The following is a 12,619-nucleotide window of genomic DNA, read 5'->3' as shown; positions in this document are numbered from 1 at the left end:
CGAGGTTTTAAAACCAGGTCTTGAAAACGAGGTTCTGAATACATGAGGTTCTGAATACATGAGGTTTCGAACACACGGCTCTTTATATCGGTGCGGGGCAATAGGGCATGAGTGAAAAAAACGTTTAATTATTGCTCATATCGAAGCATAAAAAACCGCTCAGAAACGAGCGGTTCATAATCAAGGCCTTGGGTGATTTTCATGCGAGCCCCGGTATTACTCGGGTGCCTCGCTTCCCATCATTTCGATCAGGCGCGGCTCGTCCGGCAGCCCTTCGATGCGATCGAGGCGCGTGTAGCCCTCGTCGGTGTCGCGCTGGAAGGCGCTGGTGGGGGTGGCGTGGAGGCCCAGCTCGTCGAACAGCTGGTTGTTGGTGTACACCTGCTCTTCGATCTCGAGGGCCTGGGCACTGGCCTCGACCGGCTCGCCTTCGCTGTGAGCCTTCAAGGCCGCCGTCGGGTCGTCGGCGGCGAGCAGCGTGGCGGCCAGCGCCGGGCTGTTGGGTGCGAGAATTCCCACCATGATGTGACGAATCTGGACCTCGCCGGCCTCGACCCAGGGGCGGGTCGCTCGCCAGAGCCGTTTGCAGTAGCTGCAGTTGGCATCGGTGAACATGTACACCGTGCGCGTTGCGTTGCTGTCGCCATCCTGAATCCAGTGGCTTTGCTCGAGGCTTTGCCAGGTCTGGGCTTCGAGAGGGGCGCGCACGTGGGCGGCCAGCTGGGCCTCGGTCAGGTTGGTGCCCTGGCGGTCCATCAGCGTGCCGATGATGACGTGCTCGCCGTCCGGGGTGAGGTAGACCGCCATTTCCTGGCCGGGTGTGCTGGCGCCAAAGCCGGTAAGCCCGCCGGGGGCCTCGAAGCGTTCGTGAATCTCCACGCCCTGGTTGCGAAGCGCCTCGACCGGGGCGGGCAGCGGCTCGGCCCTGGCCAGCACCGGCCCCAGGCATAGACTGGCCAGGGCGATGTTTGATGCTCGTTGGAACGTTACCCGCATGGTGGCTCTCGTGTAATGGGTCGTGAGTCAGGAATACCTGGTCGAGGGTGCAAGTAGCGCCCGGTTCTCTTCTTTCAAGTTCTTTTGGCCACCAGCCAGCGAACGGCGTAGGGGGGCAGGGCCTTTTCAGGCAGCCACTCGTGAGGCGCGTCCAGTGACCGCCAGGGGCCTTGGCCGAGCGCTTCGTCGAGCGCCTGTCCGGCCTCATCGAGCGGTGCGGGCTTGTCGGTCACGTTGAAAAGCGCCAGCAGCCTTCGGCCATCTTCCAGCGGGCCGCGTTCAATGGCCAGCACGTTGTCGCCGGTAGCCAGCACGCGCTGGGGGGCGTTGGGGTGAAAGCAGGGTTCCTGGCGGCGCTGTCTCAAAAGCTCGCGCAGCGCGAAGAATACATCATGTGTCGGCGTGGTGGGGTTTTCGAGTAAAAGCTCGAGTTCCTCTCTGGCCCAGCGATGACGGTTGATCGAGCGCAGTCGGCCGCTTCGCTCCACGCCTTCCTGGTCGTTGAGCGAGCCGGTCAGGGTATGAATGTAGAGCGCAGGAATCCCCTGAAGGGTGAGCATGATCGCCTGGCTGCATACAAACCGGGCGATCTGCCACGGGTCCGGCCCGCGGCGGGTGCCGCGCATCGCCTCGAACCAGGTGATGTTGATCTCGTAGGCCGTGTCGGTGCCGTCGGGGTTGCTGCGCATGCTGACAAAGCCGCCGAAGCGGTGCATCAATTCAAGCAAGGCATCGCGCTCGTGATCCGGCAACAGGCCTTCCAGCGGGCGTACCCCGATGCCGTCGTGGCTGGCGGTGAAGTTGAGATAGGTGCAGTGGTCGGGAAGCGCCGGCAGGGTGGCAAGCCAGGTCTGAAGCGTGGCGGTTTCTCCCCGGGTGAGGGTGTGCAGCAAAAGCGGCGGCAGGGCGAACTGATACACCATGTGCGCTTCATCGGCGGTCTGTACGGGGCCGCCGGGGCCGGGCAGCAAACGCTCGAGGCCGAAGTAGCTGATGTTTTCGGCGTGGGGCACGTTGGTTTCGGTGACGATGAGCGTGCCCGGGGCGACCTCGTCGGCAATCAGGCGTAACAGCCGTACCACGGTGTGAGTTTCGGGCAGGTGAATGCAGTTGGTGCCCAGGCGTTTCCACAGAAATGCCACGGCGTCCAGACGAATGATCCGGATGCCCTGACGCAGGTAGAACAGCAGAATGCCCACGAACTCGAGCAGCACATCCGGGTTTTCGAAGTTGAGATCGATCTGGTCGTCTGAAAACGTTGCCCACAGATGGCGGGTGCCTCGTCGGGTCGCCACGGGCACCAGTAGCGGGTTGCTGCGCGGGCGGGTCACTTGGGAAACGTCCGTGTCGGGTTCCACTTCGATGAAGAAGTCCCGCCCGGGAAGACTGCCGCTCAAGTAATCGACGAACCACAGCGATTCCCGGGAGACGTGATTGAGCACCAGATCGCCCATCACGTCGAAATGGCGGGCAAGCTGGCGGATATGCGACCAGTCCCCAAGCTCCGGGTTTACCTCCCGGTAGTGAATCACCGAAAAGCCGTCGTCGCTGCTCCAGGGGAAAAACGGCAGTACGTGAACGCCGCTGATGCAATCCGCCAGATAATGGCGTAAAAAATCGTCGAGCACGGTGAGCGGGGCAGTGCCATCGGCGGTGATCGAATCACCGTAGCTGATCACCCACTGGTCCTTTTCGCTCCATAACGGTGCGTCTTGTGAATCGAGGCGGCGCGTGTGCGTCATCAAAGCGCCGTCCTGGCTTGCGCTTTGATTTTCACCCGGACCTTCGCCCCGCGTCTGGACCTGGGTCCCGGCCTGGGCGTGGGCAAAATATTCCAGGTGCTGGCCGATACGTCGGGCGACTTCCGTGGCGCGCTGGCCGTAAAGGTGAGTCAGATGGCGGTGAAGCGTCTGTTCGAAAAGCGTCATGGTCGGCTCCTTGAGGTAAGCTGTAACAAACGCTGCAGCTTGTGTGCCAAATCGTTACAATGCTAGGTTATGGCCGCGTTGAATAGAAAGGGCGCCGTGTTATGACTTCGTTACCTTTTCTGCTTTTTTGATAACGCGCTCAGACGGCAACACTCCATTACTGCTCTAACCATAGGTTGACGGCCATGCATTGCCCTTTTTGTGGTGCTAATGATACTCGGGTTACCGACTCGCGCCTGGTAGCGGACGGCGACCAGGTGCGCCGGCGTCGGCAGTGTGCCAGCTGTCACGAGCGCTTCACGACCTATGAAACCGCTGAACTCATCATGCCACGGGTGGTAAAATCGGACGGCTCCCGAGAGAGCTTCAACGAGGCCAAGCTGCGCGCCGGCATGCTGCGCGCCCTCGAGAAGCGCCCGGTCAGTGCCGAGGCCATCGAAGCCGCGGTCGAGCGCATTCGCCAGTCGCTGCGTGCCCAGGGCGAGCGCGAAGTGAACGCCCGGGATATCGGCGAGGCCGTCATGAAAGCGCTGAGCGGGCTCGATCAGGTGGCCTATATCCGCTTTGCCTCGGTGTATCGCAAGTTTCAGGATCTGGAGGAGTTTCGCGCCGAGATCGACCGGCTGGCGCAATCGCCTCATGAGCAGGGCGAAAAATCGTGATGGGTGCGTCGTTTTCAGAGCGTGATCATGTCTATATGGCCCGGGCGATCACCCTGGCCAGAAAAGGGCTTTACACCACCGACCCCAACCCGCGGGTGGGCTGCGTGATCGTCGAGTATGACGACTCGAACGCCCACGGGCGTATCGTCGGGGAGGGCTTTCATGTCAAGGCCGGCGAGCCCCATGCGGAAGTTCACGCGCTGGACGCCGCCCGGCACCAGGCCCGTGGGGCGACGGCCTACGTCACCCTGGAACCCTGTTCCCACGTGGGGCGTACCGGGCCCTGTGCTGCGGCGCTGGTAGAGGCTGGGGTGGCCCGGGTCGTGGTGGCCATGGTGGACCCCAACCCTCAGGTGAGCGGGCGCGGTATCGAGCGCCTCGAAGAGGCGGGTATCCAGGTGGACGTGGGGCTTCTGGAGCCGGACGCCCGGGCCCTCAATCCCGGGTTCGTCTCGCGGATGCAGCGCGGTCTTCCCTTTGTTCGGCTCAAGATGGCCATGAGCCTGGATGGACGCACCGCCATGGGCTCCGGCGAGTCCCAGTGGATCACCGGGCCCGAGGCGAGACGCCAGGTGCAGCGTCTGCGGGCGCGCTCCAGCGCCATTCTGAGCGGCGTGGAGTCGATCATTCTGGACGACTCGCGCCTGACCCTGCGCGCCGACCAGCTCGGCCTCGTCAACGCCGAGGCGGTGGCCACACGCCAGCCGCTGCGGGTCATCATGGATTCCACGCTGCGCCTGCCGCTGGCCGCGGCGTGTCTGAGCGAGCCGGGCCAGACGCTGATCATCACCACCGACCAGCACAGCGAAGAAAAACGCCGTAAACTGGAAGCGGCGGGGGCTCACATTCATGTGATGCCCGCTTACCAGGCGGGCCGGGTGTCGCTTTCCGACATGCTGCATTTTCTGGCCAGCGAGTACCAGGTGAACGAGGTGCTGGTGGAAACCGGCGCGACCCTGGCCGGGGCGCTGCTCGATGCCCGCCTGGTGGACGAGCTGCAGCTTTTTGTCGCGCCGACGCTTCTGGGCGGCGAGGCCCGGCCGCTTTTCGCCCTGCCGGGGCTGACCGAAATGGCGCACCAGAAGCGCCTCGAGATTCAGGACATGCGCGCCATTGGCAACGATTGGCGCATTATTGCCCGGCCCCTTGGCCGTGCCGACGAACCAACCGGCTGAACCGCTTTTCGGGCCGCACCCCGTGCAGCTCACTTGACGGTAAAGCCTGGCGCGCGTGGGCCAGCCAAGGTACCCTTCGCGCAAAATCGCACGCACTGCGACCACTGTTTGGGAGATTCCATGGTGCACGCCTCTTCAGAGGGTTTGTCCCCGATTGCCGAGCTGGTGGAGGATATCCGCCAGGGCAAAATGGTGATTCTCATGGATGATGAGGATCGCGAAAACGAAGGCGATATCATAATGGCGGCCGAGAAGGTTCAGGCCGAGCATATCAACTTCATGGCGCGCCACGCCTGTGGGCTCATCTGCATGCCCATGACCCGCGAGCGCTGCGAGCGTTTGAACCTGCCGCTGATGGTGGGGAACAACGGCTCGGGCTTTGGCACCAAGTTCACGCTCTCGATCGAGGCCCGGGAGGGGGTGACCACGGGCATTTCCGCGGCGGATCGCGCGCGTACCGTGCAGGCCGCCGTGGCGCCCCAGGCCAAGGCAGCCGATATCGTGCAGCCAGGACATATTTTCCCGCTGATGGCCGAGCCTGGCGGCGTTCTGCGCCGGGCCGGACACACCGAGGCGGCCTGCGATCTGGCAGCACTCGCCGGCTGTGATCCCAGCGGGGTGATCTGCGAGATCATGAACGACGACGGCAGCATGGCGCGCCGCCCCGAGCTTGAGGTGTTCGCCCGGACTCACGGGATCAAGATGGGCACCATCGCCGATCTGATTCATTACCGCATGGTGAATGAGCAGACCGTCGATCTGATCGAGACCACGCCGGTTGCGACCAACCAGGGCGAGCTGACCCTGCACGTGTTCCGCGACCGGCTTCAGGGCGGCCATCACTTGGCGCTGGTGAAAGGCCGGCCCGTGCCGGGGGAGATCACCACGGTGCGCGTTCACCTGGCCGACACGCTTCGCGATGTGTTGGGTTTGAAGCACGAGACGTCGTATCGCTGGCACGCCCACCGGGCGCTTGAAGAGATCAGCCAGGCCGACGCCGGTGTACTGGTGCTGATCGACGAGGGCCATCCCGCGCCGGGGCTGAAAGACCAGCTGGACGTGTTTCTGGGTCGCGTACAGCCGCCGCGCACCAGCGACACCGATGGCTCCGGCAATTACATGACCATCGGCACCGGCTCGCAGATTCTGCGCCATCTGGGCGTGGGAAAGATGCGCCTGCTGAGTTCGCCGTGGAAGTTTTCAGCGCTGTCGGGGTTTGATCTGGAAGTGGTCGAGCTTCTGGGCCCTGACAGCGGCACCGATGCAACGTCTTAAAGAATATTGAGCAGGATTAAACAGATGCAATCCCTTACCCAAGTTGAAGGTACCTTTGTCGATGTCGACGGTCGCTATGTGATCGTCGTGGGGCGCTTCAATCATCACGTTGTCGATAGCCTGGTAGAGGGCGCGGTGGATAGCCTGACGCGCCACGGCGTGGACGTCGAGAACATTCATATCGTTCATGTGCCCGGCGCCTGGGAGCTTCCCCTGGCGGTCAAACGTGTCCTGAAGACCCTCAAGCCCGACGCGGTGATTGCGCTGGGCGCGGTGATTCGCGGCGGCACGCCGCATTTCGAGTACGTGGCGGGCGGCTGCAACACCGCCATCAATCAGCTTCAGCTCGAGTTCGAGACGCCAGTGGCCAATGGCGTCTTGACGGTGGAATCCATCGAGCAGGCCATCGAGCGCGCAGGTACCAAGGCCGGCAACAAGGGTACCGAAGCAGCCATGGCCGCCATGGAGATGGTGTCGCTTCTGCGCGCATTGTCTGGCGGAGAGCCCTCATGAGCGAGCGCCGAGAGCGTCAGCCCAGTGCCGCCCAGCAGGCGCGCCGCGCCTCCCGTGAGCTGGCCGTTCAGGCGCTTTATCAGTGGCACATGACCGGCAAGTCCGCCTCCACGGTGGAGGCGGAATTTCGCAGCCAGCTCGCCGACGATGACCTGGAAGACCACGAGAACTGGGTCAAGGTGATGGAAATTTCCGACCGGGCGCTGTTTCATACGCTGTTGCACGAAACCGTGCGCCACAAGGCGGAGCTTGACCGGGAGATTTCCCCGCTGCTGGACCGCCGCCTGGAAGACCTGGACGCGGTGGAGCTGGCCATTTTGCGCCTGGGCGCTTATGAGCTGGCCAAGCGCCCGGAAGTGCCTTACCGGGTGGCCATCAATGAAGGCGTCGAGCTGGCCAAGGCCTTTGGCGCCACCGACGGCCATAAATACGTCAACGGCATACTCGATAAGCTGGCCAATCGCTTACGCAGTGCCGAGGTAAGCGCCCGCCGTCTTTGAGGCGGGTTCGCTTGTATTGCGTTAAGGGGCCTTTGTGCTTGGCGAATTCGATCTCATTGAACGGTTTCTGAAACCCGCCCGCGCGCCCGCCGGCGACAGCGGCGTGGCGATGGGCTGTGGTGACGACGCCACCTTGTTGACGCCCCGGCCGGGCTGCCAGCTGGTGGTCAGTGTCGATACGTCGGTCGTTGACGTTCACTTTCCCGCCGACGCCCCGGCCAGCGCCATCGGCCACCGCGCCCTGGCGGTGGCCCTGAGCGATCTGGCCGCCATGGGGGCGACGTCGCGCTGGTGTCTGATGGCGCTTGGCCACTCCCTGAATACCTTTGCCGATTCGGCCATGGCCACACGCTGGTTCGAGGCGTACGCCCAGGGGTTTCATGCTCTTTGCGAGCGGTATCACACCGTGCTGGTGGGCGGCGATGTGACCTCCGGGGCGCTGAGCATCGGCGTGACCGTGATGGGCGAGGTGCCCAGCGGACAGGCGCTGACCCGCGCTGGCGCCCGGCCTGGCGATGCCATCGCCGTGACCGGGGCGCTGGGCGGCGGTGCCGGGGGCCTTGCGTTATGGCAGCAGGGCGAGCGGGATATGGCGCACCCGCTCGTGCAGCGGTATCTTCTACCCACGCCTCGCCTCGAGGCGGGAGTGGCATTGCGCGATCTGGCAAGCGCGGCGCTGGATATCTCGGATGGGCTTCTGGCGGATCTGGGTCATCTGCGTCGGGCCTCCCACGTGGGCGCCGAGCTTTTCCCCGATGCGCTTCCCAGGGCCGAGGCCCTGGTGGAGACGCTGGGAGAAAAGGCCGCGCTCGAGGCGATGCTGGGCGGTGGCGACGACTACGAGCTTCTCATCACCCTTGCCCCTGACAATATTGAAAAAGCCCGGTGTGCGCTGGCCGGGCTTGGCGTGGCGCTTACCGTGATCGGGCGCGTGAGCGAGACGCCGGGCGTGCGCGGCGTGGACAGCGCCAGCGCGCAAGGGTGGCAGCATTTCACTAGGGAAACGCCATGAACCAAGCACCTGGTAGCGTCTGGCGACGCCCTACCCATTTTTTCGCCTTTGGCCTGGGCAGCGGCATGGTGCCCTGGGCGCCGGGCACGTTCGGCACGCTGGCCGCCATTCCCTTTTTCTGGATCATGGCGGATCTGCCGCTGGGCTGGTATTTGAGTCTGGTACTCGTTGCCTTCGTGGTGGGAGTGTGGCTTTGCGACAAGACCTCGCACGATCTCGGGGTTCACGATCACTCCGGTATCGTTTGGGATGAGTTCGTCGGGTACTGGATCACCATGGCGGCGGTACCGTTTTCCTGGGAAGCCGCGCTTTGGGGGTTCATCGTCTTTCGCATCTTCGATGTGTTCAAGCCCTGGCCGATTCGCTGGGCCGACCGGCGGGTGGCCGGCGGGTTCGGCATCATGATCGATGACGTGATGGCCGGCATCTACGCCTGGAGCACCATGCACCTGTGGTTCTGGCTGCATTGAGCCTGCGTGGCCGACCTGGTGCCGACGCTCTTCAAGAGCGCCCTGTATAAACGTTACTATCTTCATGAGTGTTACTGTCTTTAGCGTAAGGATGTGCCAGCCCTCGGGGTAAGGCAGCGCCGACCATGTAAGCTGTCCAATGAAAGCTGTCCAAGGAGATGGCATGCGTAAGGAACGTCTTATCGTCCCGGTCATTGCGGTAGCGGCGCTTTTATGGGCCGTGGCGCAGTTGATCTCAAGCGTTCTGTTCGAGCGCAGCCTGAGCCAGGCGCTGGAGGATCTGGAAGCCCGGGGCGAGTGGCGGGTGAGCCGTCCGGAAAGCAGTCCCGGCTGGCTGACCTCCCAGGGGCGGTTGCTGCTTTCACCGCTTCTGGGCCGGCCCTGGCGCCTGGAGCTGACCTACAATGCCCGCCACGGGCTTTTGAGCACCGACGTGGAAGGCACGCTGGTGCCAAGGCTCGACAGCGCGCTGCAAAAGGCGGTCGGGGAGGTCTCCGTGCTTTCGCTGCCCCGCTGGGAGGGGCGCTACCATACCCTGAGCGGCAAGAGCGAGCTGCGCCTGGCGCTGGCGCCTTTCGTGATCCAGCAAAACGGCCGCGAGCTTGACGTACGCGGTGCCCGCATACGTCTGGAAGGTGTGTTTGGCGACTGGCGTCTGCGGGCGCTTTTCGACCAGCTCACCTTGAGCGATGGTCAGGCGCACCTGACGCTGGGCCCCACGGCTCTGGAAAGCCGCTACACCTATATCGAAGACGCCTATCATTTCGCCCAGCGCGACCATCTGCATATCGATACCGTCGCACTTTACTATCCCGCCTATGAAGTGCAGGTAGCCCCCATCGACGTACACAGTCACATGGTGCTGGACGAAGGGGAGTTGCGCCTGAAAGGGCGCCTGGCCGTGGGCGATGTTCGCGTACCCAGTGAAGCGCCGGAAACCTCGCTCCTGAGCGGCGAGATCGAGGCGGAGATTTCACGTTTGAACGCCGATGCCGTGCGCCATATCATCCGGCGCTTTCGCCAGGAGGCCTCCTGGGGAGATTCCAGCCGGCCCATGGCCGAGGGGTTCATGGAACGCCTGGAGCCGGATGTGCAGCGCCTGCTCAGCGATTCACCGCGCCTGGATGTCACCCATGTCGCGCTCGAAAGCCCGCTTCTGGGGATCACCGTTGCCGCCGACGGCGCCCTTTTCTTCGACGGACGCAGGTCCGAGGCGCTGAGCGTGGTGAACCTGAATGACCCCCGGGAGCGCACGCGCTGGAAAGATCGTATCGACGGCGATTTCGTCTGGTATGACGCCCCGACCGTGGCTGCGCTGTGGCTGGGACTGCCGCTGGGCACCCGGGAGCTTCAGTTTGACGTGATCCGGGGTAACTGGCGGGTCAACGGGCGCCCCTTGCCCGAGCTTTGGCCCCAGTAGGGGGGCAAAGCGTCCCGCTACTTTCGGGTCAGTCGTGTTCCAAGGGTTGAAGTTTCATCGCGCTGCCCACATTCCATGGGTAATGTCAGGCGGCGGTGCTGCCGGTCTCAGTCGATGGAGGGCGCATGAGCGACCAGGATTTTGAACACGATAACGATTCACCCGAGTGGTTGACCGATGACGAGCCGGGCGGTGACGAGGCTGCCGGCGACCCGCAACGTTCGGATGGCGAGAAGGTTCACTCGCTGGTGTCGGCCAGCGAAATGCTGCCTGAGCGCATCTATCTGCTGCCTATTCATAACCGTCCTTTCTTCCCGGCCCAGGTTCAGCCGCTGGTGATCAACAAGGAACGCTGGGAAGAGACCATGCGCCGGGTGGGCAATACGCCCCACCATACCCTCGGCGTGGCCTTCGTGGGCGAGCAGGGCGTGGATGAGCTGGACGAGGCGAGCTTTCCCGAAATAGGCACGGCGGTGAGGGTTCACAAGCTCAAGAGCGAAGACCAGCAGATCCAGTTCATCGCCCAGGGCGTGCGGCGCTTCAAGATCCAGCGCTGGCTCTCCCGGCAGCCCCCGTATCTGGTCGAGGTCACCTATCCCAAGGAGCCGGTAAACGCCGAGGACGAAGAGACCCGTGCCTACGCCATGGCGATCATCAATGGCATCAAGGAACTGTTGCCGATCAACCCGCTGTACGGCGAAGAGCTCAAGCATTATCTGAATCGTTTCAGCCCCAACCAGCCCGGCCCCTTGACCGATTTCGCCGCGGCCATCACCTCCGCCAAGGGCCCGGAGCTTCAGGACGTGCTTTCCACCTTGCCGGTGGCGGATCGCATGCACAAGGTGCTGCCGCTGCTGCGCAAGGAGATCGACGTTGCCAAGCTGCAAAGCGAGATCAGCGAGCAGGTCAACGCGCAGATGCAGGAGCGCCAGCGCGAGTTCTTTCTGCGCGAGCAGCTCAAGGTCATCCAGCGCGAGCTGGGTATTTCCAAGGGCGACCGGGAAAACGATGTCGATACCTTCCGAAACCGCCTGGAAGAGCTCAAGGTGCCCGAACGCGTTCAGGGCCGCATCGATGACGAGCTCAACAAGCTCAGCGTACTGGAGACCGGCTCGCCGGAGTACGGCACGACCCGCAACTACCTGGATTGGCTGACCTCGCTGCCCTGGGGGATCACCAGTCAGGACAAGCTGGATCTCAACCACGCCCGGCAGGTGCTGGACCGCGACCACGACGGGCTGGGTGATGTGAAAGAGCGCATCGTCGAGTTTCTGGCCGAAGGCACCTTCAAGGGCGATGTAGGAGGCTCGATCGTGCTGCTGGTGGGCCCGCCCGGGGTCGGCAAGACCTCCGTGGGCCGTTCGATTGCCGAGGCCCTGGGGCGCAAGTTCTACCGGTTCTCGGTCGGCGGCATGCGCGACGAGGCCGAGATCAAGGGCCATCGGCGTACCTATGTCGGCGCGATGCCCGGCAAGCTCGTCCAGGCCTTCAAGGAAGTCGAGGTCGAAAACCCGGTCATCATGCTCGACGAGATCGACAAGCTCGGCCAGTCGTTTCAGGGCGACCCGGCCTCGGCGCTGCTGGAAGTGCTCGACCCGGAGCAGAACGTCGATTTCCTCGACCACTACCTCGATGTACGCATGGATCTTTCCAAGGTGCTGTTCGTCTGCACGGCCAACACCCTGGACTCCATTCCCGGCCCGCTTCTGGACCGCATGGAGCAGATTCGTCTGTCGGGCTATATCGCCGAAGAGAAGATGGAGATCGCCAAGCATCACCTGTGGCCGAAGCTGTTGAAGCGCAACAATCTGCCCAGAAAGCGCATCAATCTGACCGATGCGGCGCTCAAGCAAGTGATCGAAGGCTACGCCCGAGAGGCGGGGGTTCGTCAACTCGAAAAGCAGCTTCATCGCATCGTCAGGAAATCCACCGTCAAGCTTCTCGAAGAGCCCGAGGAAACGGTGAAGATCTCGGTCAAGAACCTGGAAGAATTCCTGGGGGCGCCGCTGTTCAGAAAGGAGAAGGTGCTCAGGGGCGAAGGTGTGGTCACCGGCCTTGCCTGGACCTCCATGGGCGGGGCGACGCTGCCGATCGAGGCGGGCAAGGTGCACTCGCTGGATCGCGGCTTCAAGCTGACCGGCAAGCTGGGCGACGTCATGCAGGAGTCGGCCAATATCGCCTATAGCTATACGGTGGGGCATTTGAAAGAGTACGGCGCCGACCCGGAGTTTTTCGACAAGGCGTTCATTCACCTGCACGTGCCGGAAGGCGCCACGCCCAAGGATGGCCCCTCCGCCGGGGTGACGATGACCACTGCGCTCTTGTCCCTTGCCACGAAAAAGGCGATCAACCGGCCGCTGGCCATGACCGGTGAGCTGACGCTGACAGGTCAGGTACTGCCGGTGGGTGGTATTCGCGAGAAGGTGATTGCCGCCCGGCGCAGCGATATCTTCGAGGTGATTCTGCCCGAGCCCAATCGGCGGGATTACGATGAGCTGCCCGACTACCTGAAAGAGGGCATGACGGTGCACTTTGCCAACCGTTACCGGGATGTCGCGAACGTGGTATTCAAGTAACTCGTCACAAGCAGGATGATAAATGTAGAACGCCACTCTAATGAAAAAGAGTGGCGTTTTTTTTATGGCTATTCATCGAATTAAAACTTGGG

At 63.0% G+C, this 12,619-nt stretch carries 11 protein-coding genes; 9 read left to right on the top strand and 2 right to left on the bottom strand.

From position 1 onward, the window contains the following. Positions 1-216: 216 nt before the first annotated feature. Both dsbG and ACWF8S_RS11250 read right to left on the bottom strand, forming a co-directional pair. Positions 217-996, bottom strand: coding sequence for a thiol:disulfide interchange protein DsbG (gene dsbG, locus ACWF8S_RS11255; RefSeq protein ID WP_447553406.1), 780 nt, complete (start codon positions 994-996; stop codon positions 217-219). A gap of 74 nt (positions 997-1,070) precedes the next feature. Continuing rightward, positions 1,071-2,924 carry an alpha-amylase family glycosyl hydrolase gene (locus ACWF8S_RS11250; RefSeq protein ID WP_447553405.1) on the bottom strand — a complete coding sequence of 618 codons (1,854 nt, stop codon included), beginning with the start codon at positions 2,922-2,924 and terminating at the stop codon, positions 1,071-1,073. Between the two features lie 185 nt (positions 2,925-3,109). Here ACWF8S_RS11250 and nrdR point away from each other — a divergent pair, with 185 nt between their 5' ends. The 9 genes from nrdR to lon all read left to right on the top strand — a co-directional run bounded on the left by nrdR (position 3,110) and on the right by lon (position 12,527). Further along, entirely contained in the window at positions 3,110-3,586 is a 477-nt protein-coding gene (nrdR, locus tag ACWF8S_RS11245; RefSeq protein WP_447553404.1) for a transcriptional regulator NrdR, read from the top strand. Continuing rightward, a complete protein-coding gene (gene ribD, locus ACWF8S_RS11240; RefSeq protein WP_447556592.1) occupies positions 3,586-4,761 on the top strand; it encodes a bifunctional diaminohydroxyphosphoribosylaminopyrimidine deaminase/5-amino-6-(5-phosphoribosylamino)uracil reductase RibD in 1,176 nt (391 codons plus the stop codon). The genes nrdR and ribD overlap by 1 nt, the downstream gene beginning before the upstream one ends. A 120-nt stretch (positions 4,762-4,881) precedes the next feature. Then, positions 4,882-6,036 carry a bifunctional 3,4-dihydroxy-2-butanone-4-phosphate synthase/GTP cyclohydrolase II gene (gene ribBA, locus ACWF8S_RS11235; protein ID WP_447553403.1) on the top strand — a complete coding sequence of 385 codons (1,155 nt, stop codon included), beginning with the start codon at positions 4,882-4,884 and terminating at the stop codon, positions 6,034-6,036. Between the two features lie 24 nt (positions 6,037-6,060). Beyond that, on the top strand, positions 6,061-6,549 hold the full coding sequence (gene ribH, locus ACWF8S_RS11230; RefSeq protein WP_447553402.1) for a 6,7-dimethyl-8-ribityllumazine synthase: 489 nt from the start codon (positions 6,061-6,063) through the stop codon (positions 6,547-6,549). After that, positions 6,546-7,049, top strand: a complete 504-nt coding sequence (nusB, locus tag ACWF8S_RS11225; protein WP_447553401.1) for a transcription antitermination factor NusB — start codon at positions 6,546-6,548, stop codon at positions 7,047-7,049. The genes ribH and nusB overlap by 4 nt, the downstream gene beginning before the upstream one ends. Positions 7,050-7,083: 34 nt before the next feature. After that, complete coding sequence (gene thiL / locus ACWF8S_RS11220) at positions 7,084-8,061, top strand: thiamine-phosphate kinase (protein WP_447553400.1); 978 nt, start codon at positions 7,084-7,086, stop codon at positions 8,059-8,061. Then, positions 8,058-8,531, top strand: a complete 474-nt coding sequence (locus ACWF8S_RS11215; RefSeq protein ID WP_447553399.1) for a phosphatidylglycerophosphatase A family protein — start codon at positions 8,058-8,060, stop codon at positions 8,529-8,531. Before thiL ends, ACWF8S_RS11215 begins: the two co-directional genes overlap by 4 nt. A 163-nt stretch (positions 8,532-8,694) precedes the next feature. Beyond that, positions 8,695-9,951 carry a DUF945 family protein gene (locus tag ACWF8S_RS11210; protein WP_447553398.1) on the top strand — a complete coding sequence of 419 codons (1,257 nt, stop codon included), beginning with the start codon at positions 8,695-8,697 and terminating at the stop codon, positions 9,949-9,951. Between the two features lie 125 nt (positions 9,952-10,076). Then, positions 10,077-12,527 (top strand): endopeptidase La, encoded by a 2,451-nt coding sequence (gene lon / locus ACWF8S_RS11205; protein ID WP_447553397.1) that lies wholly within the window; start codon positions 10,077-10,079, stop codon positions 12,525-12,527. Positions 12,528-12,619 lie beyond the last annotated feature (92 nt).

This window comes from Vreelandella xerophytica, assembly GCF_968048975.1.
Note: the sequence above shows the minus strand (reverse complement) of the source record. Positions and strands in the feature narration are given on the sequence as shown.